The following is a 25251-nucleotide window of genomic DNA, read 5'->3' as shown; positions in this document are numbered from 1 at the left end:
TGGCGCTCATCCTTCCAGTCCGCTCAGGGAATTGGGGCGGCCAAGGGCCCGGTCCACGCCGTCCAGGATGCGGTCCAGGCCCGGCAGGTGGTGCATTTCCAGCTTGGAGTACGGATAGGGGATGTCGAACCCGGTTACCCGGACCGGCGCGGCCTCGAGGTGGTAGAAGCACCGCTCCGTGATGCTGGCCGCGACTTCCGCTCCCAGGCCGCCGGACTGTGCAGCCTCGTGCGTGATCACCAGGCGTCCGGTCTTTCGCACGGATGCCACCACCGGTTCATAGTCCACGGGGGCCAGCGAGCGCAGGTCGATGACTTCGATGGAGATGCCCTCGTCCGCTGCGGCGGAGGCGGCGTCCAGTGCGGTCTTGACCAGGGGCCCGTAGGCCACCAGGGTGACATCGCCGCCGTCGGTCAGCACCCGCGCCTTGTCCATGGGCAGGGCCGAGTCCGGTTCCAGGGACTCGTCCACCTCGCCTTTGTCGTGGTAGCGGCGCTTGGGCTCGAAGTAGAGGACTGGATCGTCACAAGCGATGGCCTGCTGGATGACTGTATACGCGTCCTGCGGATTGGCAACGGTCACCACCCGCAGTCCCGATGTATGGGTGAAGTAGGCTTCCGGGGACTCGGAGTGGTGCTCCGGCGAGCCGATGCCGCCGCCGAACGGAACCCGGATGGTGATGGGCATCTTGACGGCCCCGCGGGTTCGGTAGTGCAGCTTGGCCACCTGGCTGACGATCTGGTCGAAGGCCGGATAGATGAATCCATCGAACTGGATTTCCACGACGGGCCGGTAGCCGCGGTAGGCCAGGCCCACGGCAGTTCCCACGATGGCGGACTCCGCCAGCGGGGTGTCCACCACTCGGTGGGTGCCGAAATCCTTTTGCAGGCCGTCCGTCACCCGGAAGACGCCGCCTAAGGCGCCGATGTCCTCGCCCAGGAGAACCACTTTGGGGTCGCTCTCCAGCGACTTCCGCAGCCCGGCATTGATGGCGCGGGCAAAGGTCAACTGGGTCATCAGCGTGCACCTTCCTCTGAAACGGCACCTGCGGGATCACCGAAGGAGGCCAAATACCTTGCGTAGTGGTCCTGCTGGCGTTCCAGCCAGGAGTTGGGGGTGCTGTAGACGTGCTTGAAGACATCCATGGGCTGCGGCTCCGGCATGGTGGTGCAGCCGCGGCGCATCTGCACTGCCACGGTGTCGGCCTTGTCCTTGACCTGCTGCTGCAGCTCCGCGGTCAGCAGTCCCTTCCGTTCCAGGAGGCCGGCCAGCCGGGAAATGGGATCCTTCGCGGCCCAGTCCTCCAGCTCGTTGGCGTCCCGGTAGCGGGTGGGGTCGTCCGCGGTGGTGTGCGGCCCCATGCGGTAACTGACGGCCTCAATGAACGTGGGTCCGCCCCCGCGCCGTGCCCGGTCCAGGGCCAGCCGGGTGGCAGCCATGACTGCCAGGACATCGTTGCCGTCCACGCGGAGGCTGGGGATGCCGAAACCGGTGGCGCGGTCCGCGAGCTGGATGTGGGACTGCAGGCGGACGGGCTCCGAGATGGCCCAGTGGTTGTTGGTGCAGAAGAACACCACCGGGACCTGGAAGCTTGCGGCGAACACCATTGCCTCGTTGACGTCGCCTTCGCTGGTGGCTCCGTCGCCGAAGTAGGTGACGGCCACCGCATCGGAGCCGTCATTCTGGATACCCATGGCGTAGCCCGTGGCGTGCAGGGTCTGGGCACCGATGATGATCTGCGGGGTGGCCATGTTGATGCTGTACGGATCCCAGCCGCCGGATGCGTTGCCGCGCCAGACCCGGAGGAGATCCGTCAGGTCCACGCCGCGGCAGTAGGCCACGCCGTTCTCGCGGTAGCTCGAGAACACAAAGTCGTCGGCGCGCAGTGACCGTCCGGAGCCTATCTGGGCTGCCTCCTGGCCCAGGAGCGGGGGCCAGAGGGCCAGTTCACCCTGCCGCTGCAGGGCGGTGGCCTCAACATCGATCCGCCGGATGACGGTCATGTCCTCAAAGAGGGAGCACAACTGGTCATCGGTAATGTCCCGCACCCAGAAATCGAACTCCGGGTGGCTGATCCGTTCACCGGACGGGGTGATCAACTGGAGGAATTCCGGCCCGGTTGCATCAGGTTTTCCTGCGCTGCCGGGGATAATTGCGCCGCTATGGCCCGTCTGGTCTGTAGACACGATTGCCGCAACCTTCGAACGTCGTTGACCAGTGGTTTCGGGGCTTTTGGCCCCTGCCGCCACCGGCCTTCCGGGCGTCATTGCCCCAGATACTGTGACCCTACTCACAATGGCCAGGGGGTACAACCACTGCAGCAGTTTCTGAGCAATGTGCCCTGTCGGGGGCCTCAACACCGTGCTAGCGTTGCGCATTATGCGAGCTTTGGATGGCACTGACACCCGCCTGCTGTCGGCCTTGGCGCAGGACCCGCGCCGGACCGTGGTGGCGCTCGCGCAGAAGCTGGGCCTGTCCCGCAATACTGTCCAGGCGCGCATGGCGCAGCTGGAAAAGAAGCACGTCTTCCTGTCCTTCGAGAGGCGCCTCAATCCGGCGGCCCTGGGCTATCCGCTCATGGCGTTCATCTCGGTCCATGTCCAGCAGCAGAAACTTGGGCGGCTGGCTGAGGAAATTGCCGCCATCCCGGAGGTCCTCGAGGGCTTCGGGCTGACCGGGTCCGCGGACCTGCTGCTCCGGGTGGTGGCCAGGGATGCCGAAGATCTGTTCCGCATTAACGGCAAGATCCTTGCGTGCGACGGTGTTGAGCGGGCCGACACGGCGCTGGCCATGGGTGAGTTGATCCCCTTCCGGGTGCAGCCCCTGCTGGACCGGGGCTCCGAAGGCAGCTAGCAGCAGCGCGAAACGTCCCGGGTGGTGATTCAAGGACGACGGCGGCAGGCAGGATATAGGCTTGTTCCCGTCATGTTCCGGGCCGGGAAGGTCTGGGCCAGTCCGCCGGCGCCAGAGCGCCTGTTCGACGAAAGGCTCCCCTTGAGCAGTCCCCAGGATCCGTACCGGCAGGGCCAGGCGGGCTCGACGCCACCGCAGTTTCCCCAGCTGCCCGGGCAGCCTGCGCCGTTCGGCCTCCCCGGGGAACCACCGCGGCAGCGAAGCCGGCGGAAGCTGTGGATCATCCTCGGCAGTATTGGCGGGGTGCTGATCCTGGTGATCCTCGGCGTCGTGATCCTGGTGAATGTGGTGGGCAGCGCCACGAACCAGGCCAGGGGCCTCGCCGATGATTTCACCAAGAGGGTGATCGCCGGCGATTCTTCCGGCGCCTACGACCAATATCTTGATCCGGCCCTCAAGAAGCAGCTTTCCAAGGAGGCGTTCATCTCGGGCGTGCAGAGCCTGGAGATGGACAGCTCCTGCCAGCCCGCCTACAACAACCTCAAGGTTGCCACGGACAACGGCGTGAAATCGGCCGAGGTGGTGGGACAAATCAGCTGCAGCGGCAAGAAGGTGGACCTTGCCTACCGCTTCGAGGGTACGGACCAACTGCTGATGACCAACATCAAGCTGCGGCCGGCAGCCTAGCCAGGACCACGTTGACGGGAAAGTGGAAAGGGTACTGATCTTTTACCCATCCTCCCCCGGCAATGATCCGAATTGCTTCCGAGGGCCCCGCCAAGGGGCCCCACACCAGGCGGGACAATCACCCGCCCCAACGGAAGGATTCGGCCATGCGAAACTCACCCAACCGCCTCGTCGCCACCATTTTCGGAGCCGTCTACCTGCTGGTGGGCCTCCTGGGCTTCGCCGTCACGTCCGGCGTCGGTTTCGTCGCCACCGAGGGCGCGAACCTGATCATCTTCGAAGTCAACCCGCTGCACAACGTCATCCACCTCGCCATCGGCGCCGCACTGCTCTTCGCCGGGCTTCGCGGGACGGACAGCGCACGCACCGTGAACTCGGCCGTCGGCGCTGTCTACCTCCTGGTGGGCATCGTGGGGCTGTTCCTGCTGAACTCGCCGCTGAACATCATCGCCCTGAACGGTGCCGACAACGTCCTCCACCTCGCCAGCGCCGTACTCCTCCTCGGCGTAGGCCTGTCCCTGGACAAGTCCCCGGCCGCGGCCCGCGCGTAGCATGCCAAGGACCGGCATGACCCCGCTCCGGCCCTCACCGCTGGGCGACCAGCCAGTGTTGCCGCAGGACACGGTGTACCAGGCGAACCCCCCGGTCCGCCTGCTCATCGGGTTCGCCGGCTTTGGTGCAGGCTCAGTCAACCTGGCGATCTGTTCCAGTTACTTCGCCGCTGGTGCCAAGGATCCCGCGATGTTCCTTGCGGGTGTGGCGGCAGGCCTCTGGGGTGCCGCGCTGCTGGCCGGTGCCGTGGTGGTCCTGGCGAAGGACCGCCTGGCAGGTGGCCGGTGGGCGCGGTATGCGCTGGCTGCCGCAGCGGCTGCACACCTGGCCGCCATCGCGTACCCCAGGTCCACGGCCGCGTCCACGGCCGCCCCGCTCAGCATGACGCAGCTTTCTGCGCTCCTGCTGACATTGATGATCATCGCCTCGCTCGGGTGGCTCGGGCGGCACGGTGCGGGGCAAAAAACGGCGGGGCAAGGCACCGCAGGGGCCGGCATGCGCCCGGGGAAGCTGCTGCTGGCAGCGTTTGCCGGCGCCGTGCTGGTGGCAGGAATCACGACGCCGGGACTCGCCGCGTCGACCGCCGGCCAGTACGCGGTGCCGCATGGTGGACACGGGAATGTAGCCCCGGGGGGCCACCACCAGCGCTGACGGCCTGCAGCAAAAGACGCCGGGTCCGTTCCCAACGAAAGAGCCTCCGTGCCGCGGTTTGCGGCAGGAGGCTCTTCACGTTGCGCCGGAAGAGTCCGGCGCGGGATGGTCTGTCCCTGTTTTGGGCTCCCTGCCTAGTGGTCCACCGCCTTTTCGGCACCGATGCCGGTCAGGGAGCGGACCTCCATCTCGGCCTGCTTGGCAGGATCCTCCCGCCTCTTGTCCAGGGTGGTGCCCAGCCAGCCCAGGAAGAAGGCCAGCGGGATGGATACGATGCCCGGGTTGCTGAGCGGGAACAGTGCGAAGTTGGCGCCGGGGATCATGGAGGTCTTCAACCCTGAGACCACCGGGGAAAACACGATGAGCACGATCGCAGAGCCCAGGCCGCCGTACATGCTCCACACTGCGCCCTGGGTTGTGAACTTCCGCCAGAACAGCGAGTAGATGATGGTGGGCAGGTTGGCCGACGCGGCGACGGCGAAGGCCAGTGCCACCAGGAAGGCCACGTTCTGGCCGTTGGCGAAGATGCCGCCCAGGATGGCCAGGATGCCGATGACCACAACGGTGCGCCGGGCTACCCGGACTTCAGTGGCGGCGTCGGCTTTGCCCTTGGCGATGACGTTGGCGTAGATGTCATGTGCGAAGGATGCTGCGGCCGTGATGGTCAGGCCTGCCACCACTGCCAGGATGGTGGCGAACGCCACCGCGGAGATGAAGCCCAGCAGCAGCGGGCCGCCCAGGTGGAAGGCCAGCAGCGGGGCGGCAGCGTTGACACCGCCGGGTGCGGACTTGATGGTGTCCGCCCCCACCAGTGCGGCTGCGCCGTAGCCCAGCACCAGGGTGAACAGGTAGAACAGGCCGATCAGCCAGATGGACCAGACCACGGACTTGCGTGCTTCCTTGGCCGTCGGAACGGTGTAGAAGCGCATCAGCACGTGCGGCAGGGCCGCCGTGCCCAGGACCAGGGCCAGGCCCAGGGACATGAAGTCCAGCTTGGAGGTCTCAGTCTTGCCGTACTGCAGCCCGGGGTTGAGGACGGCCGGGTTGTTGGCAGTTTCCACGGCGCCGCCCAGCAGGGCCGAGAGGTTGAAGCCGTAGATGGCCAGGACCCAGAGGGTCATCACGGCGGCGCCTGCGATCAGCAGCATGGCCTTGATGATCTGGACCCAGGTGGTGCCCTTCATGCCGCCGATCAGGACGTACATGATCATGAGGGCGCCGACGACGATGATCACCAGGGCCTGTCCGGTCCAGTCGCTGATTCCCAGCAGGAGGGAGATCAGGCTTCCTGCGCCGGCCATTTGGGCCAGCAGGTAGAAGAAGCAGACGGCGAGGGTGGAGATGGCGGCCGCGATCCGGACCGGGCGCTGCTTCAGCCGGAAGCTCAGCACGTCCGCCATGGTGAACTTGCCGGTGTTGCGCAGCAGTTCAGCCACCAGCAGCAGTGCCACGAGCCAGGCCACCAGGAATCCGATGGAGTACATGAACCCGTCATAGCCGTTGATGGCGATGGCTCCGGTGATGCCCAGGAAGGATGCTGCCGACAGGTAGTCGCCGGCGATGGCAGTACCGTTTTGCGAGCCGGTGAACGACCGGCCTGCGGCATAGTAGTCGGCGGCGGTCTTGTTGTTCCGGCTGGCGCGGAACACGATCACCATGGTGACGGCCACGAACAGGCCGAAGATGCCCATGTTCAAAAGGGTGGTGTCCTTGAGGGCGGCGACATCCACCGCGGCGGGAATTGCGATCATTTGTTGGCTCCGCCCACTCGGTTTCCATGCTTGTCGAATTCGTGCCCCTCGATCTCGTGCCGGATCTCGGTTGCAATGGGATCCAGCCGCTTGTTGGAATAGTGCACGTACCAGCCGGTGATGGCGAAGGTCGACACGAACTGGAGCAGGCCCAGGATCAGGCCGATGTTGATGTTGCCCCAGACCTTGGTGGACATGAATCCCACCGCGTAGTCGGCGAGCAGGACGTAGGCGAAGTACCACAGCAGGAAGGCCACTGCCATGGGGAAGACAAAGCTGCGGTGACGCTTGCGCAATTCCTGGAACTGCCCGGTCGACTGGACTTGTTCAAAGTCCACGGACGCCGCTGCGTCCGGAGTATGGGCATCGTTACCCATCGTTCCTCCTCATTGAGTTGCCGGAACACACCGGGCGGAGGGCCCCGAACTGCTGGACAGGGAGCCTGGCCGGCAGCACCACGCAGGGGCACCGCAGATGTGACAACAATCACTTTGCCGCCCGCACGCCGCCGTGTTCCAGCACTTCGCGGCCCGCTGTCGCTCAACGGTCGCGATGCTGCGGCAAGCGGCACCCGCCGCTACGCTGGGCACCATGCCGGACTCCCCCCTCCTCACCGCCGCGGCCGTTGCGGTGATCGCCATGGCCATTGCCGTCGTCGTCGGCGTGGGGCTGAAGGTGCTCCGCTCCTTCCGGGAGCTGGGCACGGACGCTGAGCGCGCCACGTACCACACCCTCCATGCTGCTTCCCAGGCCGGGCAGCACCTGCGGCGTGGCCTGAACCCCGCCGGCGCCGCGAAAGCCAGCCGCCAGCTGCGGGCCCTGCTGGCCTGCGATGCCCTGGCCATCACGGATACCAACGGTGTCCTGGCCTGGGACGGCGGTGCCGAGGACATCAGGCCGCGCCTGATGGAACTCGCAGCGGATGTTCTCGCGTCCGGCCGGACAGCAGTTCTCTCCGCCGGTGCAGACGGAACCGGCAGCCACCTTGCCGGAGTCATCGCCCCGGTGCGGGCCGGCACCCGGGTGGTGGGGGCCGTGGCAGCCTTCGCCCCGTCCGCGGGGGCGGGCCTGGTCAGGGCCACGGGCGAAGTGGCGGACTGGGTGGCTGTCCAGGTGGAACTTGCCGAGCTGGACGCGTCCCGCACGCTGCTGATGGAAGCGGAAGTCCGCGCGCTGCGCGCCCAGATCAGCCCGCATTTCATCTACAACTCGCTCAACGCCATCGCGTCCTTCATCAACACCGATCCGGAGCGGGCCAGGGAGCTGGTGGTCGAGTTCGCGGACTTCACCCGCTACTCATTCCGGCGGCACGGGGACTTCACCACCCTTGCCGAGGAGCTCCGCTGCATTGACCGCTACCTGCTCCTGGAGCGTGCCCGGTTCGGCGAGCGCGTCCAGGTCAGCCTGCGGATCGCCCCGGAGGTGCTGGGCACCGTCATCCCCTTCCTCAGCCTGCAGCCGCTGGTGGAGAATGCCGTCCGGCACGGGCTCGAGGCCAAGGCGGGTCCCGGGCACATCAGCATCACGGCGGAGGATGCCGGGGCCTTCGCCGAGGTCACCATTGAGGACGACGGCGTGGGGATGGACCCGGAGCATCTCCGGTCCGTGCTGGCGGGCCATACCGACGGGGACCATGTGGGGCTGCGGAATGTGGATGCGCGCCTCCGCCAGGTCTACGGCAACGATCACGGCCTGGTGGTGGAAACGGCGCCGGGCGAGGGAACGCTGATCACCATGCGGGTGCCGAAGTCCCAGCCCGGGCATGATGCGTGAGGAGCGCAGTTCCGCTGGAAGTACCCTAGGAGAATGATTAACGTCCTCGTCGTTGATGATGAGCTGCCTGCTGTTGAGGAGCTGGCTTTCCTGCTGGGCAGGGACGAGCGCATCGGGAAGGTGCTGCGTGCCACGTCCGGCGCTGAAGCGCTGACGGCCCTGTCGGCCGGCAGCATTGACGCCGTCTTTTTGGACATCCACATGCCCGCGGTGTCGGGCCTGGACATCGCCGGCGCCATTGCCCGCAGCAGCAATCCGCCGGCCGTTGTTTTTGTCACTGCCGATGAGGACCATGCCTTGGCTGCGTTCGAACTCGCTGCCGTGGACTACCTGCTCAAGCCGGTGCGCGCGGAGCGCCTTGCCCGTTCCGTGGGGCGGATCAGTGAACTGCGCGACGGCGGGGCGGCACCGGAGATGATCACGGTGGACCAGGGTGGCACCACGCGGATGATCCGGCGCGACGACGTCACCTACGTCCAGGCTCAGGGGGACTACGCCCGGCTGCATACCGCCGACGCCAGCTACCTCATCCGGGTGCCGTTGGCGGACCTTGAACAGCAATGGGCGGACGCCGGTTTCATCCGGACGCACCGCTCCTACCTGGTGGCGCTGAAGCACGTGTCCTCAATGAAACTGGCGGCCGACGGGCCGCGCGTCACCGTGGCCGGTGCCGGCCTGCCCATCAGCCGGCGGCACCTGCCCATCGTGCGGGAGAAACTGGAGGCAACCAGGATCAGGCCGCACGCATGACCCGGGTCAGGGTCACGGCCCCGCGCGCATCTGCCCGCACTGCGGTGCGCGGCGCGCCCCGCCCGCTGGAGTCGCGGGAAGCCGCGCAGGATTCCGAGGTAGGGCAGGTGTTTGTCCGGTCGCTGATCAGGTCCCAGTTGCGGCTGGCCCTGGTGGTGGCGGGAGGCTTCCTGCTGATCCTGGCGGCGTTCCCGCTGACCCTGGTGGTGGTTCCCGGCCTGGCCGATACCCGGATCGCCGGCATCCCGTTCGGCTGGCTCCTCCTGGGCGCCGGCATCTATCCGGTGATCGGATTGAGCGCCTGGCTGTACGTCAGGACGGCGGCTCGCAATGAGGCGCGGTACCGGGACCTGGCAGGGGAACAGTGATGCCCAGGTGAATGCCGGCGTCGCCATCACAGCGGTCGCGGTGGTGTCCCTCGCCACCGCCATCATCGGGTTTTACGGACTGCGGATCTCACGCACCACCGGCGATTTCTACGTTGCATCGCGGACGGTGCGGCCTTGGTGGAACGCGTCGGCGATTGGCGGGGAGTACCTGTCCGCAGCCAGTTTCCTGGGCGTGGCCGGCCTCATCCTGCTGTCCGGAACCGACGCCCTCTGGTTCCCGGTGGGATATACCGCCGGCTACCTGATGCTGTTGCTCTTCGTTGCCGCCCCGCTGCGCCGCTCGGGCGCCTACACCATTCCGGATTTCACCGAGTCCAGGCTCGCGTCCCGGACGGTCCGGCGGGTCACCAGCCTGGTGGTGGTGACGGTGGGGTGGCTGTACATCGTGCCGCAGCTGCATGGGGCGGCGCTGACCATCCATATCGCCACCGGCCTGCCGTCCTGGGTGGGTTCCGTTGCCGTCGTGGTGGTGGTGTGCCTCACAGTGGTGGCGGGCGGGATGCGGTCCATCACGTTTGTCCAGGCGTTCCAGTACTGGCTCAAGCTGACGGCCCTGGCCGTGCCCTTCCTGTTCATCATCTTCGTGCTGGCCGGCCACGGGGCCGAGCCCCAGTCACCGCCCGTGGTCAACCCCACGGGCCTGGCACCGGCAGGGCTGTACCAGAACGTGTCCCTGCTGGTGGCGCTGCTGTTTGGCACCCTGGGACTGCCGCACGTGCTGGTGCGTTTCTACACCAACCCGGACGGGCACTCGGCCCGGCGGACAACGCTGATCGTCCTGGGCCTGCTCTCCGTCTTCTACCTCTTCCCCACGGCGTACGGCCTGGTGGCGCGGATGTTCGCCCCGGATCTGGCCCGCTCCGGGCAGCCGGACGCCATGGTCCTGCGACTGCCTGGTGAACTCGTGGGCGGGGTGCCGGGCGACCTGCTTTCCGCGCTGGTGGTGGCCGGCGCGTTCGCGGCGTTCCTGTCCACCACCTCCGGCCTGGTGGTCTCCCTGGCAGGCGTGATCAGCCAGGACGTCCTGGGCGGAAGCGTGCGCGGGTTCCGGCTCGCCGCCGTCGTCTCCGCCCTGGTCCCTCTTGGCTTTGCCTTCATGACCGGCTCCCTGGCACTCGCCGGCAGCGTGGGCCTGGTCTTCGCGTTCACCGCCTCCACGGTCTGCCCCGTCCTGCTGCTCGGCATCTGGTGGCGTGGCCTGACCGACGCCGGCGCCATCGCCGGCATGGTGACCGGCGGGATCCTGTGCGGCGGGGCAATGATCGCGGGCGCAGTATCGGGTTCGGGCCTGACGCCGCCCTGGCTCGCGCAGCCGGCGGCCTGGAGCGTGCCGGCGGCGTTTGCCGTGACGGTCATCGTTTCCCGGGCCACTTCCCATCGGATCCCGGGCACCATGCCGCGGATCATGACCCGCCTGCACACCCCGGAGCGGCCGCTGGCAACCGAACGCTGATCGGGAGGACAATAACGCCATGCCCATCGAGGACGGCGGTACGCCGCACCAGCAGGATCCGGTTCCGGCGTCCGTGCGGGCCCAGCTGCTTGCCACGGAACACTGGGGCCTGCTGGCATCCCGCAGTACCGCCCAGGGCGAGGTGCTGACCCGGATCAGCATGTTCCTCACCTTCACGTCGGCAAGCCTGGTCAGCGTGGCGCTGGTGGGGCAGGCTACAGGGTTTTCGGATGCTTTTGTCCTGCTGGCCGTGGTCGTCCTTTTCATCGACGCGGCAATCGGGTTCCTGACCCAGCTCCGGGTGATGAACGTGGCCTACGAGGACCTCATGTACGTCACCGCCATGAACAGGTTACGGGCCGCCTACGTGGACCTGGACCCGGGCGTGGCACCGTACCTGATGGCAGCCCATCATGACGACGAGGCCGGGTCCAGGCAGACCTACTACTTCTTCAGCGCCAGGGGGAGCTTGAGCCAAGTGGCTGCCAGCAGCATGATCTTCATGACGACGGCGAACGCAGCCTTGATTGCCATCCTGGCGGGCCTGGTGTTGACGCTGGCGGGCGCCGGTACGGCAGCGGCCACAGTGACAGGCAGCGTCTGCGGAGCCGGGTTTCTTGCTGTGTCCGTCGCACGTGGGGGCCAGCGCTACCGCGATGTGTGGCGCCGCCATACGCCGCTTTCCCCCACCCCGCGGGCGGACGGGAAATAGACCGCCCGGCGGCGGTGGCACGTCAGTCGATGGCCGCCATCAGCTCGACGACGCGGTCCAGGAAGGCGTCCACCTGTGATTCCTCGTAGCCGTCACGGCCAACGGCCGGACGGAAGACTGCGCGGCGCACGCTGTCCACGCTCAACGGCTTGTCCTGTTCAAGGTAGGCAACGAGTTCCCGGCAAAGCCGGTCGACGTCGTCCGTGTTGTAGCTTCGGGCCTTTTGTTTGGTGGGCCGGCGGAAGCGGTCGCCGTCGGGCCGGTGCAGGCGTCCCCGGAGGATGCCGGAGAGGCTTCCGATTTCACGCAGCCACGCTTCCTCGCCGCGGGCCGCGATCAGTTCATCCCGCTCCCTGCGGGCGAAGGCGTCCTCGAGCCGGTCCAGCGCGGCGTCCACGACAGCCGCGGAGTACCCGCCCTTGACGGGGTCGAACGACACTGCCCTCACGTCGGCGCTGTTGACGGGCTCCGTGGCGGCCTGGGGCGTTTCCAGGGAGATCCGGGCCCGCTGCAGGAACTGGTCAACCTGCTTGGCGTTGTACCCGTACTCGCTGCGCTGGACGCGCTCAAAGGACGCAGGGATCTGCCGGTGAATGTCCAATGCCACTTCGTTTCCTTCAATGCTCTTCAGCGGTAGTGTTTCCGCACCAGTTTAGGGGGACGTGATTGGTGCGGCCGCCCGGGACCATGTTTGTGTCGGTGCCCGGGGGCGCCGGGCTGGAGGGGTTAGGCGCCGGCCACCAGGCCGTACAGGATGAACGCCACCGGCGAGGCGAAGACGATGGAATCCAGCCGGTCCATCACTCCCCCGTGCCCGGGGAGGATGCTGCTCATGTCCTTGACGCCCAGCTCACGCTTGACCATGGACTCGGCAAGGTCGCCGGCAGTGGACGCTGCCACTGTACCGACCGCGAGCACGGCGCCCACCCACCACGGTTTGTCCAGCACGAAGAGGGCCGCCAGGACGCCGATCAGCATGGCGCCTGCTACCGACCCTGCGAAGCCCTCCCAGGACTTCTTGGGGCTGATCTTCGGTGCCATGGGGTGCTTTCCCAACGACGCGCCCACCAGGTAGCCGAAGGTGTCGTTGGAGACCACCAGCAGCAGCATGACGGCAATCTCCCATGCTCCGAGGGGCGCCATGCCGTCCGGCCAAAGTCCCAGCGGGGTGGTGCCTGCGGCGTGCAGCGGCAGCGCGGCGAAGCTGATGAAGAAGGGGACCCAACCCAGCGTGAAGACACCGGCGAAGATGCTGTTGGCGGAGCCGGCGGCACTCTCGATCGACCGCCACAGGAGCACGGCCACGGCGCTGAGGAGCAGGGCAAACAGCTGGCTCTCGATGCCGCCGAAGTAGGCAGCGAAAGGCATGGCAAGCGTGCCGGTCATGACCGGCACGATGGGCATCCTGGTGCCGTTGGCCTCCAGCGCCCGGTAGATTTCCCATACGCCAAACACGGCGAAGGCCGTAACGATGGCTACGAACGCCAGCGGGAGGAACAGCAGGCCGCCCAGTACAGCGATAAGCATGGCCAGGCCCACCACGACGGCGGCGGGCAGGTTCCGCCCGGCCTTTGGCGTGGGATTGCTCCTGGGCTGCTTCCCCCGTGTGCGCGCCCGTGGTGCGGGGGCCTGTTCTGCCTGGCCCATCAGACTTCGAGCAGCTCTGCTTCCTTGCGCTTGAGCAGCTCGTCGATGCCGTCCACGTGGGCCTTGGTGAGGCTGTCCAGTTCCTTTTCGGCGCGGTTGCCGTCGTCCTCGCCCGCTTCGCCGTCCTTGACCAGGCGGTCAAGGGTCTCCTTGGCCTTGCGGCGGATGTTGCGGATGGAGATCTTGGCGTCCTCGCCCTTGGTCTTGACGATCTTCACGTATTCCTTGCGGCGTTCCTTGGTCAGTTCAGGAATGGTGATCCTGATGACGTTGCCGTCGTTGGACGGGTTGGCTCCGACCTCGGAGTCGCTCAGGGCGCGTTCGATGTCCCGCATGGCGGTCTTGTCGAACGGGGTGATGAGAATAGTGCGGGCGTCCGGGATGGCGAAGGAGGCCAGCTGCTGCAGCGGGGTGGGCGAGCCGTAGTAGTCCACCAGGACCTTGTTGTAGAGGCCGGGGTTGGCGCGGCCGGTGCGGACGGCGGCGAAGTCTTCCTTGGCTACCTCTACCGCCTTGTCCATCTTTTCTTCGGCTTCGAGCAAGGTTTCTTCGATCACGGTCTCTCCTGACGGTTCTGGTGCGGTCCGGGGCACCGGTTCCTGCACTCACGTGGTTCTTTGTTGCTGTTTCCGTCCCCGCCCGGAGGGACGGGGACGGAACTGTCCTGAAATCATCCTAGCCGCAGCTAGGCGGTGACCAGGGTGCCCAGCTTTTCGCCGAGGATGGCGCGGGTGACGTTGCCTTCACCCTCCATGCCGAAAACGACCATGGAGAGGTCGTTGTCCTTGCACATGGTCATGGCCGTCTGGTCCATGACGCGAATGTCCCGGCGCAGGGCATCGTCGTAGCTGAGGGTTTCCAGCCGCTCCGCGTTGGGGTCCTTCTTGGGGTCCGCGGTGTACACGGCGTCCACCCCGCTCTTGGCCATGAGGACCACGTCGGCGTGGACTTCCAGGGCACGCTGGGCCGCCACAGTGTCCGTGGAGAAGTAGGGCAGGCCTGCGCCGGCGCCGAAGATGACCACGCGGCCCTTTTCCATGTGGCGGATGGCGCGGCGGGGAATGTAGGCCTCGGCCACCTGGCCCATGGTGATGGCGCTCTGGACGCGGGTTTCCACGCCCGCCTGCTCCAGGAAGTCCTGCAGCGCCAGGCAGTTCATGACCGTTCCCAGCATGCCCATGTAGTCGGCGCGGGAACGGTCCATGCCGCTCTGGGACAGTTCGGCGCCGCGGAAGAAGTTTCCGCCGCCCACCACAATGGCCACTTCCACCTCGGGGACGGCTGCGGCGATCTGCTTGGCGACGTTGCGGACGGTCTCGGGATCTACGCCGAGCTTCCCGCCGCCGAAGACCTCGCCGGAGAGCTTCAGGAGGACCCGCCGCCGGCTCTTCTCCGAATGCGTGACAGTGTTGACGGCTTCCATGATGCCTTCCCGTTGGTGACTCTGAAAAAAGGGTATCCTGCCGGATCCGGTGGTCGGAACCGGCAGTGGTCCAAGTGGACTGGGCTGCCAGCCGTTTGGGCGCATGCAAAAGGGGCGGCCACCGAAGTGGCCACCCCCTGCAGTTTCGACTAGGAGCCGACGCGGAAACGCGTGAAGGCGGTTCCCTTGACACCGGCCTCTTCGAGGACCTGTGCCACGGACTTCTTGGCGTCCTTGGCGAATGCCTGGTCAACCAGGACCTCGCCCTTGTAGAAGCCGGTTACGCGGCCTTCCACAATCTTGGTGAGGGCGGCTTCAGGCTTGCCCTCGGCCTTGGCGGTCTCTTCGGCGATGCGGCGCTCGGACTCAACGAGCTCGGCCGGAACGTCCTCGCGGGTGAGGTAGTTCGGGGCCATGGCGGCGATGTGCACGGCGACGTCGTGGGCGGCGGCGGTGGCGGCTTCGCCTTCACCGTCGACAGCGAACAGGACGCCGACCTGGGCCGGGAGGTCCTTGGAGGTCTTGTGCAGGTAGGCGTCAACCGTTGCACCCTCAACGCGGGAGATGCGGCGGACAACAACCTTCTCGCCCAGGATGGCGCCTTCTTCGACGACGACCTCGGAGAGCGGCTTGCCGTCAACGTCGGTTGCCAGCAGGGTCTCGAGGTCGGCAGCGCCGGACTCGACGGCCACGGCCAGGACCTTGTCGGCCAGCTGGATGAACTTGTCAGCCTTGGCAACGAAGTCGGTCTCGCAGTTGACCTCGATCATGACGCCGACGCCGTTGCTGACCTTGGCGGCCACGAGGCCTTCAGCGGTGGAGCGGCCTTCGCGCTTGGTAGCGCCCTTGAGGCCCTTGATGCGGATGATCTCGATGGCCTTCTCGGCGTCACCGTTGGCTTCGTCAAGAGCCTTCTTGACGTCCATCATGCCGGCGCCGGTGCGCTCGCGCAGGGCCTTGATGTCCGCGGCAGTGTAGTTCGCCATGTGAACCCCTCTGTCTAGAAATGTGTGGTGGTGTACGGACTGACAGGACGGCAGCCCACGGGGCGGGCCGCCATCCTGTCAGCAGCTCCGGCTGCGGACAGCGCGGAGAATCCGGATTTTGCGTGTCTTACTTGGCGTCTTCAGCGGGAGCCTCGGCAGCGGCCGGGGCTTCCTCGGCGGCCGGAGCTTCAGCGTTCTCAGCCGGAGCTGCGGCCGCTTCTGCCTTGCTGCCTTCGAGGAGCTCGCGCTCCCACTCGGCCAGCGGCTCTTCCGGAGCTTCAGTGGCGCCCGTGCCGCGGTTGTTGCGGGCGATCAGGCCCTCGGCAACGGCGTCGGCAACAACGCGGGTCAGGAGGTTCACGGAGCGGATGGCGTCGTCGTTGCCCGGGATCGGGAAGTCGACTTCGTCCGGATCGCAGTTGGTGTCCAGGATGGCCACAACCGGGATGTTCAGCTTCTTGGCCTCGTCAACGGCGAGGTGTTCCTTCTTGGTGTCAACAACCCACAGCAGGGACGGAGCCTTGGTCAGGTTGCGGATACCGCCCAGGTTGGACTCCAGCTTGGTGAGCTCGCGCTTGAGGAGCAGGAGTTCCTTCTTGGTGTAAGCGGAACCGGCGACGTCGTCGAAGTCGATCTCTTCGAGTTCCTTCATGCGTTGGATACGCTTGGCAACCGTCTGGAAGTTGGTCAGCATACCGCCGAGCCAACGCTGGTTGACGTAGGGCTGGCCGACGCGGGTTGCTTGCTCGGCAATTGCTTCCTGGGCCTGCTTCTTGGTGCCGACGAAGAGCACGGTGCCGCCGTGGGCAACAGTGGCCTTGACGAACTCGTACGCGCGGTCGATGTAGGACAGCGACTGCTGGAGGTCGATGATGTAGATGCCGTTGCGCTCGGTGAAGATGAAGCGCTTCATCTTCGGGTTCCAACGGCGGGTCTGGTGTCCAAAGTGGACGCCGCTGTCAAGCAGCTGGCGCATGGTTACGACGGGCATTCCGGCGCTCCTTATTTTCCGGCAGGTCATTCATGAGAAAACCCGGAGGCTTCTTACCCTGCCAATAGTTGACGGTTGGTCAGCGTGGCCCGGACGGGCCGTGCTCCTGGCATCCACCGCCCTTCCCATCAGGACTAAGCCTGACCGCAGGAAGCGCGATCCTCCATGGACGACGCCTGGGCGTCGGCTGCCGGAGGGCTGGATGCGCGTAGTCAGCCGCCGCTCCCCCACACTCCTGAATGAGATGTGCCGACGCGATCCGGACAGGGGGATGCACCGCGGGGGTGAACCACTGGGGCGGAAAGCGTTGAGGGCGCAGCAAACTGCTCCATCTAGTGTACTACAGGCGCCCCCGCCCGCCCGACAGGTTGCAGCCGCCTGGGCTGTTGTCCACATAGCCTGATCCGGCCCTGCCGGCGCCCCGTGCAGCCGGGCAAGCTGGTCGCATGAAGACATCAGTCCTGCTGGCCGCATTCCTGCTGCTGCCGGCGTCGATTGCCACGCCCGGCGCAGCCCTTCCCAATGCAGCCCTCCCCTACAGCGCAGCCATTCCGAACAGCACAGCCTTTCAGAACAGCGCCGCCGGCTTCGGCCCCACGGCGGCCGCCAGTCAGCAGGGAAGTACGACGACGGCCGCCCAGGCGGGTGCCGCCCCTTCCTGGCAGTGGCCCCTGGCACCGCGCCCGCCGGTGCTGCGCCCTTTCGATCCTCCGCCCAAGCCATGGCTGAGCGGGCACCGGGGCGTCGACCTTGAATTCACTGCAGGCACGCAGGTCCTGTCACCCGCGGCCGGAACGGTGAGTTTCGCGGGTGTGGTGGTGGACCGTCCCGTCATCACCATCGACCATGGCGGCGGCCTGCGCAGCAGTTTCGAGCCAGTGGAAAGCACGTTGGCCGTGGGCGCCACCGTAGCCCGAGGTGAGGTCATCGGCACTGTGCTGCCGGGGCACTGCCCGGCGGCGCAGTGCCTGCACTGGGGTGTGCGGGAAGGAGAGGACTACGTCAATCCCCTGCAGTTCGTCCTGGACCTCCGCCCGTCCATCCTGCTGCCGCTGTCCGGTGGCCCATAGCCACGGAGACCGCAGGGATGGCCCCGAGCATCAGTCAGTCAGACAACTGCCTGCGTGGGCGTCCCGCCTAGACGATGGCCGAGATGCCGGTGATGGCCCGCCCTGTCACCAGGGTGTTGATTTCGGCCGTGCCCTCGTAGGAGTAGATGGCCTCGGCGTCGGCGAAGATTTTGGCCATGCCGTAGTCGGTCACGATGCCGTTGCCGCCCAGGATGCTGCGGCCCAGCGCCACGCTCTCCCTCATGCGGTCGGTGGCGAAGGCCTTGGCCAGTGCCGATTGTTCGTCTTTGGCTTCCCCGGCGTCCTCCAACTGGGAGAGCCGGACCATCATGCCCATGGAACTGACCGTGTTGCCCAGGATCCGGACCAGTTGGTCCTGGATGAGCTGGAAGGAAGCCAGGGGGCGGCCGAACTGCTGGCGCTCCACGGCATAGCGGCGGGCAACATCGAAGGCGGCCATCTGGAGGCCCACGGCCTGCCAGGCAACTGACAGGCGGGTGACTTTGAGCACCTTGTTGACGTCGCGGAAGCTGTTGGCGTGGGCGAGCTTGAAGTGGTCCGGTACCACGACGTCCGTCAGGACGATGTCAGCATTCTGGACTGTCCGCAGGGAAATCTTGTTCTCAATCTTTGTTGCGCTGTATCCGGCCAGCGTGGTGTCCACCATGAAGCCCTTGACCTGGTTGTCCGCCACGTCGCGCGCATACACCACAACCCAGTCGGAGAACGTGGCATTGCCGATCCACCGCTTCGCGCCGTTGAGGATCCAGTTCTCTCCGTCCCTGCGCGCCGTGGTGCGCGTCCCGCCGGCCACGTCACTGCCGCCCAGCGGCTCGGTCAGGCCAAAAGCGCCAATCTTCTTCAGTGCGTAGATGTCCGGGAGCCACTCGTCCTTTTGCTCCTGGGATGCCAGCAACTCGATGGAGCCGGTAAACAGCCCGTCGTGCACGCCCAGGAAAGTGGCGATGGAGGCGTCGGCCCGGGTGGCTTCGGCGTGCAGCATGCCGGCAAAGAGGTTGGAGTACCCCTGGCGGCGGACCGGGCTGACCAGGTCCAGTCCGGCAAGCTTTGGAATCAAGTCCATGGGGAACTCTCCGCGGTTCCAGCAGTCCACTGCAATAGGCGTGACCTCACGGGCCAGGAAGCCGCGGACTTCGGCCAGCCGGTCCTGCTCCTTGCCGGAAAGAAGCTGCTCAAAGGCGAAGAAGTCGCCGTCGGCGTAGGGAAGCTCTGGGAAATCGGCTGCGGAGGTGGCCATGGTTACCTTCTTTGGTGATCAGCGCTGACCATGCCGCGGAACGAAGCACGGTATGTTACTGATCAGTAACATACCGCAGGGTGCGGGGTTAACCAAGAAAACCGCGGCCAACGAGAACTCGTCGGCCGCGGTTGCAGGTAGGGCTACTCGGACTTGAACCGAGGACCTTAGGATTATGAGTCCCGCGCTCTAACCAGCTGAGCTATAGCCCCCCAAGCCCCGGGAGCAGGTGGTCGAACACCACGCTCCGGCAGGGCAAAAACACTCTAGCAAACCCTGGAAAGGGTTCAGACCACTTTGTCCTCGTAGGAGGCGCCGCGGTAGAGGTCCTCGAAGGTCTGCAGTGTCCCCTGGATGCTGTGGGGCTCCACCATCTGCCGGCTGGCCCGGCCCATTGCCTGCCGTTCGTCCTTGGGCAGTTCCAGCACCTGCGTGATCTTCTTGGCGAGGTCGTCGCTGTCGTTGGGGGTGAAGAGGTACCCGTTTTCGCCGTCACGGACCAGGTGGGGCAATGCCATGGCGTCCGCCAGGACCACGGGGGTGGAGGCGGACATGGCTTCCAGGGTGACCAGAGACTGCAGTTCGGCGGTTCCGGGCATGCAGAAAAGGTCCGCCCGGATGTAGGCGGTGCGCAGTTCATCATCGCTGGCGAGGCCCAGGAACTTGACCCGGCTGGTGAGTCCGAGCCGCCGCACCAGGTCCTCCAGCGCGGACCGCACTTCGCCGCCGCCCACAATCTCCAGGTGTACGTTCAGCTCAGGCGGCGTCTTGCCGATGGCCTCGATGAGCACGTCGACGTGCTTTTCCTCTGCGAGGCGGCCGGCGAACAGGACCGTGGGGTGGGCGTGCGGCTCAATGTGCTCGCCGGGCTGCAGTTCGTAGGCGGCGGAGTCGATGCCGTTGGACAACGGGAGCACCTTCCGCAGGAAAGCGTGCTCGTGCATGGCCCGGGCGGCAAGCGGCGTGGGCGTTGTCACCACATCCGCCTGGCCCATGACCTTGCCCATGTCCTTCCATGAGACCCGTCCGATGATGTCCTTGAACCACTGCGGGAACGGCAGGAAGGGGTTGAGGTTTTCCGGCATGAAGTGGTTGGTGGCGACAATCCGGACGCCGCGCTTCACGGCCTCGTAAAGCACGTGCTCGCCGATCATGTAGTGGCTCTGGATGTGCACCACGTCGGGCTTCACCCGGTCGAAGAGAATGCTGATTTCCTTCTTGATTTCCCACGGGAAGCAGAGGCGGAAGCTCTCATGGGTGAACGCCTTGTGCGAGCGGAGCCGGTGCACGGTTGCTTCCTCGCGGAACTCGGTGAAGCTCTTTCCCTTGCTGTCGCGGGAGGCCAGGACATGCACGTTGTGGCCCCTGGCAGTCATGCCCTTGGCCAGCCGGTATCCAAACTGGGCAGCGCCGTTGACGTCCGGCGGATACGTATCCGCGGCGATCAGGATGGTCAGGGGGCGCTGGTCGGCTGGCGTGGTCATGGGGAGTGCTCCTGATGGTCACGGTGCGGACAGCGTTGGAACTGACAGCACGGTTGGCCGCTGGCGCAGGGCGCCGGGCTTCGTGGAATTGCTGGTTACGGGCGGGAACGGACTAGTGGGATGGCCTTCCGGAAGCCTTCCGCGCGTCCTTCTTGCGCTTGGTGACTTCCGGGTGGTGCCGGGAAAGGGCGATAACCCCAACGATAGCAAGGGAGGCGGCCGTTCCCATCGCAATGGCCATGACGGCATGGACGTCGGGCCGAAGTTCACCCAGGATGATGATGCCGATGGCAATGCCCACCATGGGGTCCACAACGGTAAGTCCGGCGATCACCAGGTCCGGCGGGCCTGAGGAGTACGCGCTCTGCACGAACCAGGACCCCAGGCCGCCGGCTGCGATGATGGCCACCACGGAATACCACTGGACGTTCAGCAGGAAGAGTCCGTTGGGATCCAGGAGGTGCTTGCCGATGATCCGGGTGAGGACTGCCACGAAGCCGAACAGTATGCCGGCACCGAGGATGTAGATGAACGCGTTCATTCGGTGCTTGAACATCACCGCCAGTGTGCCGAACAGCCCCACTGCCAGGGCCAGGAGCAGCACGATGGTGAGCTCGTCCTCCGGGCTGACATGGTGGTTCTCCTGCGTGACGTTGACCGCCAGGAGGACGAAGAGCGCGGATCCGGTGACGCACGCGGCGATGGACACCGCCGTGGCGCGGTTGATGGTCAGGTCCTGGTCCCGGGCGTTGACCACCGTGGTGATCACCAGGGCAATGGCGCCGATCGGCTGGATCACGGTAAGCGGTGCGGAGACCAGGGCGATGGCGTTCATGCCCATGCCGGTGCACAGCAGCAGGAGTCCGAACATCCACCGGGGATTGCGCAGCAGGCGCAGGAAACCGTTGGAACTCAGGGCCAGGCCCCCCGTGTCGGCCTTGACGGCACTGCCCTGCCGCTGGGCACCCAGGGCGAGGCAGAAGGCGCCAAGCACCGCCAGGCCGACGGCGACCCACACCATCAACTGTTCCCGCCGTCGTGCTGTTTCTGTTCCCGGCCTTTGCGCAGCATGGCCCAGAAATAGTTGTAGGCAGCAATCCAGTGGCCAACCAGGCCCAGGCCCAGCACCACCCAGGCGGCGGCGAAAAGCTGGCCGGAGAACCCGGTATCCAGGCGGGAAAGGACCAGCAGCGGCGTGCCCAGGAGCAGCAGCCCGGTCCGCACCTTGCCTACCACGCTGACCGGGAGGTCCGGGTGGCCGTGGAAGAGGGAGAGCGTCAATACCAGCAGGACGGCGTCGGGGATTACCAGCGCAGCCAGGTACAGCCAATGCACGACGCCCGCAATCACCAGGGTGAAGGCCACCGCCAGCAGCGCAAGACGGTCGGCGATGGGGTCGAGGACCCTGCCCAGCTTGGAGGCTTGGTCGAACCGGCGGGCGATGTAGCCGTCGATCCAGTCCGTCCCGGCCATGACAGCCAGGACCACTACGCCGGCCCCGTATTCCTTTTGGGCCAGGACAAGCCAGATGAAGAGCGGAACACCCATGAACCGCACCACGGTGAGCAGGTTCGGAAGGGTGGCCACGCGGTCATGGTCCACCTGGGGACGGCCGGGGCGGGCGCCTGCACCAATGAACTTCACCCGTCCCCCTCTCCTTCCTGCTGCGCCGAGGCGCGGTCTGTCGGTTGTGCCTTTGGAGCCGGGACGGCGTCCGCCGGCATGTTGCGTGGCGGAACAGGGACCTAGTTGGAGCGCAGGAGCCTGCGCAGGAGGACCACCAGGACCGTGCCGGCAGCCACGAAGGCCGCCAGCGGCTTCCAGCGCCTGGAAAGATCAGCGGAGCCCGACAAGGCCGCAAGCCGCTGCCCCGCCGCGTCCACGCCGTGCTGCGCCAGCACCTGGCCTTCGCGCGCCTTGACCTGGGCGGCGGCGAGCAGGTATCTGGCCTGGGTCTTGACGTCCAGTTCCGTGCCAAGTTCGTCGCGGACCTCGGTGAGGTGGTGGCGGCGCTGGCTCAGCCGGCGCACCAGCTCGGGCTCGGATGCGTGCGGGAACTCCTGGTCGTGCTTGGCGGCCTTGGCTTCCTTCTCGGCCTTTGCCTTGGCAGCCGCCTCCGCCTTGGCGGCCTTCGCAGCCTTGGCTTCCGGGCTCTCCGGATCCAGGATGGCCGGGTTGAAGGCCGAACCTTCCCGAGCAACGCCGATGTCGTGCCGGATGCCGCGGATGGTTTCTTCAGGCACCAGGGGCATGGCCTTCTTGAACCTGGCGAGGCCCACCAGTCCGCCGATGAGGGCGATGATCAGGAACGCAGCGGAGACCAGGAGGGCCGCCAGCCAGGCCGGCATGATGGTGGCCAGTCCCATGATGGCCGCGACGATCAGGCCGACCACCAGCAGCGCAAGGAAGAGCAGTGCCACGGCGAAGAAGGCCGCGGCCACTCCCACCTGGATTCCCTTGCGCTTGAGTTCGATCTTGGCGAAGGCGATCTCGTCGTTGAGCTGGCGGGGGGCCAACCGGAAAAGGAGTCTTGCCGTCCCGGGCAGCGCAGTGATACGCAATCCCGGGCTGGTACGCCCGCTGTGACGTCCGCTCATCGGTTCCGCCTTACTGGTTCATGGGTCGATACTGCATGCGTTCAACGCGGAAATGTGCAGCCGCACAGTCCACGCCACCAAAACTACCATTCAGGTTCAGGGCGAACTTGGGGGCTGGCCGGACGGCGCGGCCTACAACGCTGCAAAAACCGCCATGACCGGGCCTAGGATTGTTCTCCGTGACCAATCCCCCCAATCCGGGCGACCTGCTGAGCCGCCGCCGGAAGCTCCTGTACATCCTCCTCCTGGGCGCCCTGACGGCCCTCGGGCCGTTCACCATCGACCTTTACCTGCCCGCCTTTCCGGCGCTGGAGGCAAGCCTGGGGGTTACCGAGGCCCAGGTCCAGCTCACCCTGGCGGGCACCACGGTCGGTTTCGCGTTCGGGCAGCTGGTTGTGGGGCCGTTCAGCGACAAGTTCGGCCGGCGGATTCCCCTGATCCTGGCCACGGCCGTGCACATCGCAGCGTCCCTGGGCGCCGCCTTGTCCACGGACATCACCACGCTGGGAATCTTCCGCGTGCTGATGGGCGTGGGTGCGGCCGGCGGCGGCGTGGTGGCAATGGCGATGGTGCGTGACTTGTTCTCCGGCTACGCCATGGTGCGGATGTTCTCCCGCATGTCTTTGGTCAATGGGCTGGCCCCAATCCTTGCCCCCGTCATCGGTTCACAGCTGCTCCTGGTGATGCCGTGGCCGGGCATCTTCGTGTTCCTTGCCGCGTACGGGACGTTGGTGATCGTGGCCGCCCTGCTCCTGGTCCGTGAAACACTTCCGCCGGAGAAACGGGGCCGGAGCGGCATGACAGCCGGGCAACGCTACAGGGCACTGTTCACGGACCGGATCTTCGTGGGGCTGTTGATGGTGGCAGGATTCAACTTCGGCGGCCTCTTCACCTACCTGTCGGCCTCGCCGTTCCTTTTCCAGGATGTGTTCGGGTTCTCCGCCCAGCAGTACGGGCTGCTCTTCGGCATCAACTCGCTGGGCATCGTGGCCGGTGTGCAGACCAGTTCGCGGCTTATCAGGATCGTGCCGCCGCAGTGGATCCTGGCCGGCGCCACGGCCTGGATGTTCCTGATGGCCGTGCTGATCGTGGTTTTCGACCGGGCGGGCCTGGGACTCTGGGGTGTGATGGTCCCGCTGTGGTTCTACATCATGGGCACCGGCTTCATGTTCCCCTGCGTCCAGGTGCTGGCCCTGGCCGGGCACGCAGCCCAGGCAGGAACGGCAGCCTCCCTGCTGGGCGCGGCGACGTTCCTCATGGCCGGGCTCATCTCCCCCGTGGTGGGCTGGCTCGGGATCACCAGCGCCGCGCCGATGGGAGCCGTGCAGGCGGCCTGCATCCTGCTGGCGATCGCGGCACTGTGGCTGGTGGTGCGGCCGCGCACGGTACCCTCAATCCACTGAGCCCTGCCCTGATCCACTGGGCGCCGGCAATCCACCACCGCCGTTCCACCCCCTCGAAAGGCAGCCTGTGAGCCGCACACCGCACCGCAACGGCAGGGGACTTTTCCTCGGGGCGGTGCTTGGCGCCGTCGTCGGCTATTTCGCCGGCCGTGCCCTGGGCAACCCGGCCTGGGGCATCATCCTGGGGACGCTGGCCGGCGCCGCGCTCCTGTACCGGGTGGACCCGGGGTCCCGCCACCGCCGCTGAAGGGCCTGCCGTGATTGATGCGGCGGGCCGGAGCGGCTTTCCCTGCCGTCCGGCTCCCTCCCGCGATAAAATGATCCCGTGCCCAACTGGCAGAACCAACCGCCACTTCCGGCCACATGGCAACGGTGCGACGCCCGGATCCTGCCACTGTGGTGGGAGCGGCTGTGTGCGCAGGCAGGACAGCAGTCGGCGGCGCTGTACGCGGCGGGGCTGTTCACGGAAGACCGCCGCCGGCCCATTGCCCAATGGTTCAATCCGGCTTTCAACGCGGCCCTGCTGGTGGCGCCGGAAACCTCGCCGGAATGGCCGGTGCAGCGCTTCGGGATCTTCTACGCTCCCCCGGACTCTGGCTTTGTGAGGATCCACTCCGCGCCGCACGAGTGGAGCCCGCGCGAACCCCGCAAGTCCCCCACGGAGAAGGAAGCCTTCCAGGCGGCAATTGCCGAGGCCGAAAGGTTCCTGCAGGTGGAAATGGACTTCGTCTGAGCCGCCCTCCCCAAACCACCTTTCCCGCCCGCGGAAAGAAAAAATCCCCGTTCCTCCATGTGGAGGAACGGGGATTTTCGTATTGCTC

At 66.3% G+C, this 25251-nt stretch carries 28 protein-coding genes and 1 tRNA gene; 13 read left to right on the top strand and 16 right to left on the bottom strand.

Annotated elements, in window-relative coordinates:
- Nucleotides 1-6: 6 nt before the first annotated feature.
- Together ACTHQS_RS02185 and pdhA are read right to left on the bottom strand one after the other, a co-directional pair.
- Nucleotides 7-1017 (bottom strand): alpha-ketoacid dehydrogenase subunit beta, encoded by a 1011-nt coding sequence (locus ACTHQS_RS02185; RefSeq protein WP_440165639.1) that lies wholly within the window; start codon nucleotides 1015-1017, stop codon nucleotides 7-9.
- Nucleotides 1017-2186 (bottom strand): pyruvate dehydrogenase (acetyl-transferring) E1 component subunit alpha, encoded by a 1170-nt coding sequence (gene pdhA, locus ACTHQS_RS02180; protein ID WP_440165637.1) that lies wholly within the window; start codon nucleotides 2184-2186, stop codon nucleotides 1017-1019. The genes ACTHQS_RS02185 and pdhA overlap by 1 nt, the downstream gene beginning before the upstream one ends.
- Before the next feature lie 193 nt (nucleotides 2187-2379).
- Between pdhA and ACTHQS_RS02175 the strand changes: the two genes are divergently transcribed.
- The 4 genes from ACTHQS_RS02175 (at nucleotide 2380) to ACTHQS_RS02160 (ending at nucleotide 4743) form a co-directional block, all read left to right on the top strand.
- A complete protein-coding gene (locus ACTHQS_RS02175; RefSeq protein WP_440165635.1) occupies nucleotides 2380-2853 on the top strand; it encodes an Lrp/AsnC family transcriptional regulator in 474 nt (157 codons plus the stop codon).
- 141 nt (nucleotides 2854-2994) lie between these two features.
- Nucleotides 2995-3540, top strand: coding sequence for a hypothetical protein (locus ACTHQS_RS02170; RefSeq protein ID WP_440165633.1), 546 nt, complete (start codon nucleotides 2995-2997; stop codon nucleotides 3538-3540).
- A gap of 146 nt (nucleotides 3541-3686) precedes the next feature.
- Complete coding sequence (locus ACTHQS_RS02165; RefSeq protein ID WP_440165632.1) at nucleotides 3687-4091, top strand: DUF4383 domain-containing protein; 405 nt, start codon at nucleotides 3687-3689, stop codon at nucleotides 4089-4091.
- A 16-nt stretch (nucleotides 4092-4107) separates the two neighbouring features.
- Nucleotides 4108-4743 (top strand): hypothetical protein, encoded by a 636-nt coding sequence (locus tag ACTHQS_RS02160; RefSeq protein WP_440165630.1) that lies wholly within the window; start codon nucleotides 4108-4110, stop codon nucleotides 4741-4743.
- 134 nt (nucleotides 4744-4877) lie between these two features.
- Here the strand turns inward: ACTHQS_RS02160 and ACTHQS_RS02155 are convergent, their stop codons facing one another.
- Both ACTHQS_RS02155 and ACTHQS_RS02150 read right to left on the bottom strand, forming a co-directional pair.
- Nucleotides 4878-6494 (bottom strand): solute symporter family protein, encoded by a 1617-nt coding sequence (locus ACTHQS_RS02155; protein ID WP_440165628.1) that lies wholly within the window; start codon nucleotides 6492-6494, stop codon nucleotides 4878-4880.
- Complete coding sequence (locus ACTHQS_RS02150) at nucleotides 6491-6871, bottom strand: DUF485 domain-containing protein (protein WP_440165626.1); 381 nt, start codon at nucleotides 6869-6871, stop codon at nucleotides 6491-6493. Before ACTHQS_RS02150 ends, ACTHQS_RS02155 begins: the two co-directional genes overlap by 4 nt.
- 214 nt (nucleotides 6872-7085) lie before the next feature.
- On the opposite strand from ACTHQS_RS02150, the gene ACTHQS_RS02145 reads away from it, so the two are divergent.
- Genes ACTHQS_RS02145 through ACTHQS_RS02125 form a run of 5 tightly spaced genes read left to right on the top strand, consistent with a single transcriptional unit; the run spans nucleotide 7086 to nucleotide 11571 of the window.
- Nucleotides 7086-8267 carry a sensor histidine kinase gene (locus ACTHQS_RS02145; RefSeq protein WP_440165624.1) on the top strand — a complete coding sequence of 394 codons (1182 nt, stop codon included), beginning with the start codon at nucleotides 7086-7088 and terminating at the stop codon, nucleotides 8265-8267.
- 33 nt (nucleotides 8268-8300) lie between these two features.
- Complete coding sequence (locus ACTHQS_RS02140) at nucleotides 8301-9017, top strand: LytR/AlgR family response regulator transcription factor (RefSeq protein WP_440165622.1); 717 nt, start codon at nucleotides 8301-8303, stop codon at nucleotides 9015-9017.
- Nucleotides 9014-9385 carry a hypothetical protein gene (locus tag ACTHQS_RS02135; protein ID WP_440165620.1) on the top strand — a complete coding sequence of 124 codons (372 nt, stop codon included), beginning with the start codon at nucleotides 9014-9016 and terminating at the stop codon, nucleotides 9383-9385. Before ACTHQS_RS02140 ends, ACTHQS_RS02135 begins: the two co-directional genes overlap by 4 nt.
- Before the next feature lie 7 nt (nucleotides 9386-9392).
- Entirely contained in the window at nucleotides 9393-10859 is a 1467-nt protein-coding gene (locus ACTHQS_RS02130) for a sodium/solute symporter (RefSeq protein ID WP_440165850.1), read from the top strand.
- Nucleotides 10860-10878: 19 nt separating this feature from the next.
- Nucleotides 10879-11571, top strand: a complete 693-nt coding sequence (locus ACTHQS_RS02125; protein ID WP_440165619.1) for a hypothetical protein — start codon at nucleotides 10879-10881, stop codon at nucleotides 11569-11571.
- Between the two features lie 22 nt (nucleotides 11572-11593).
- On the opposite strand, the gene ACTHQS_RS02120 is transcribed toward ACTHQS_RS02125, so the two are convergent.
- From ACTHQS_RS02120 to rpsB, 6 genes are all read right to left on the bottom strand, one after another.
- The gene (locus ACTHQS_RS02120) at nucleotides 11594-12178 is read right to left on the bottom strand and encodes a DivIVA domain-containing protein (protein WP_440165618.1); all 585 of its coding nucleotides are present in this window, start codon (nucleotides 12176-12178) and stop codon (nucleotides 11594-11596) included.
- 119 nt (nucleotides 12179-12297) lie between these two features.
- Nucleotides 12298-13218 (bottom strand): phosphatidate cytidylyltransferase, encoded by a 921-nt coding sequence (locus tag ACTHQS_RS02115; RefSeq protein ID WP_440165616.1) that lies wholly within the window; start codon nucleotides 13216-13218, stop codon nucleotides 12298-12300.
- Nucleotides 13218-13775, bottom strand: coding sequence for a ribosome recycling factor (frr, locus tag ACTHQS_RS02110; protein ID WP_440165614.1), 558 nt, complete (start codon nucleotides 13773-13775; stop codon nucleotides 13218-13220). Before frr ends, ACTHQS_RS02115 begins: the two co-directional genes overlap by 1 nt.
- Before the next feature lie 128 nt (nucleotides 13776-13903).
- The gene (gene pyrH, locus ACTHQS_RS02105) at nucleotides 13904-14641 is read right to left on the bottom strand and encodes a UMP kinase (protein WP_440165612.1); all 738 of its coding nucleotides are present in this window, start codon (nucleotides 14639-14641) and stop codon (nucleotides 13904-13906) included.
- 149 nt (nucleotides 14642-14790) lie between these two features.
- Complete coding sequence (gene tsf, locus ACTHQS_RS02100; RefSeq protein WP_141161028.1) at nucleotides 14791-15627, bottom strand: translation elongation factor Ts; 837 nt, start codon at nucleotides 15625-15627, stop codon at nucleotides 14791-14793.
- 127 nt (nucleotides 15628-15754) lie between these two features.
- Nucleotides 15755-16618 carry a 30S ribosomal protein S2 gene (gene rpsB / locus ACTHQS_RS02095; protein ID WP_110544706.1) on the bottom strand — a complete coding sequence of 288 codons (864 nt, stop codon included), beginning with the start codon at nucleotides 16616-16618 and terminating at the stop codon, nucleotides 15755-15757.
- A gap of 446 nt (nucleotides 16619-17064) precedes the next feature.
- On the opposite strand from rpsB, the gene ACTHQS_RS02090 reads away from it, so the two are divergent.
- Nucleotides 17065-17688: a M23 family metallopeptidase gene (locus tag ACTHQS_RS02090; protein WP_440165610.1), complete on the top strand. Its 624-nt coding sequence runs from the start codon at nucleotides 17065-17067 to the stop codon at nucleotides 17686-17688.
- Between the two features lie 67 nt (nucleotides 17689-17755).
- Here the strand turns inward: ACTHQS_RS02090 and ACTHQS_RS02085 are convergent, their stop codons facing one another.
- From ACTHQS_RS02085 to ACTHQS_RS02060, 6 genes are all read right to left on the bottom strand, one after another.
- Nucleotides 17756-18946 (bottom strand): acyl-CoA dehydrogenase family protein, encoded by a 1191-nt coding sequence (locus ACTHQS_RS02085; RefSeq protein WP_440165609.1) that lies wholly within the window; start codon nucleotides 18944-18946, stop codon nucleotides 17756-17758.
- Between the two features lie 138 nt (nucleotides 18947-19084).
- A tRNA-Ile gene (locus tag ACTHQS_RS02080) sits at nucleotides 19085-19158 on the bottom strand.
- Nucleotides 19159-19233: 75 nt separating this feature from the next.
- Nucleotides 19234-20430 (bottom strand): glycosyltransferase, encoded by a 1197-nt coding sequence (locus ACTHQS_RS02075; RefSeq protein ID WP_440165607.1) that lies wholly within the window; start codon nucleotides 20428-20430, stop codon nucleotides 19234-19236.
- 112 nt (nucleotides 20431-20542) lie between these two features.
- Nucleotides 20543-21451, bottom strand: a complete 909-nt coding sequence (locus tag ACTHQS_RS02070) for a DMT family transporter (protein ID WP_440165605.1) — start codon at nucleotides 21449-21451, stop codon at nucleotides 20543-20545.
- Nucleotides 21451-22074: a CDP-alcohol phosphatidyltransferase family protein gene (locus tag ACTHQS_RS02065; protein ID WP_440165603.1), complete on the bottom strand. Its 624-nt coding sequence runs from the start codon at nucleotides 22072-22074 to the stop codon at nucleotides 21451-21453. The genes ACTHQS_RS02070 and ACTHQS_RS02065 overlap by 1 nt, the downstream gene beginning before the upstream one ends.
- A 101-nt stretch (nucleotides 22075-22175) precedes the next feature.
- A complete protein-coding gene (locus ACTHQS_RS02060) occupies nucleotides 22176-23027 on the bottom strand; it encodes a phage holin family protein (RefSeq protein ID WP_440165601.1) in 852 nt (283 codons plus the stop codon).
- A 179-nt stretch (nucleotides 23028-23206) separates the two neighbouring features.
- Between ACTHQS_RS02060 and ACTHQS_RS02055 the strand changes: the two genes are divergently transcribed.
- The 3 genes from ACTHQS_RS02055 (at nucleotide 23207) to ACTHQS_RS02045 (ending at nucleotide 25163) form a co-directional block, all read left to right on the top strand.
- On the top strand, nucleotides 23207-24430 hold the full coding sequence (locus tag ACTHQS_RS02055; protein WP_440165599.1) for a multidrug effflux MFS transporter: 1224 nt from the start codon (nucleotides 23207-23209) through the stop codon (nucleotides 24428-24430).
- A 67-nt stretch (nucleotides 24431-24497) separates the two neighbouring features.
- The gene (locus ACTHQS_RS02050) at nucleotides 24498-24677 is read left to right on the top strand and encodes a glycine zipper 2TM domain-containing protein (protein WP_440165598.1); all 180 of its coding nucleotides are present in this window, start codon (nucleotides 24498-24500) and stop codon (nucleotides 24675-24677) included.
- 78 nt (nucleotides 24678-24755) lie between these two features.
- Nucleotides 24756-25163 carry a hypothetical protein gene (locus tag ACTHQS_RS02045; protein ID WP_440165597.1) on the top strand — a complete coding sequence of 136 codons (408 nt, stop codon included), beginning with the start codon at nucleotides 24756-24758 and terminating at the stop codon, nucleotides 25161-25163.
- The last annotated feature ends 88 nt before the right edge of the window (nucleotides 25164-25251 follow it).

Origin of the sequence: Arthrobacter sp. SAFR-044, assembly GCF_051965175.1 — a bacterium.
GTDB lineage: Bacteria > Actinomycetota > Actinomycetes > Actinomycetales > Micrococcaceae > Arthrobacter.
Note: the sequence above shows the minus strand (reverse complement) of the source record. Positions and strands in the feature narration are given on the sequence as shown.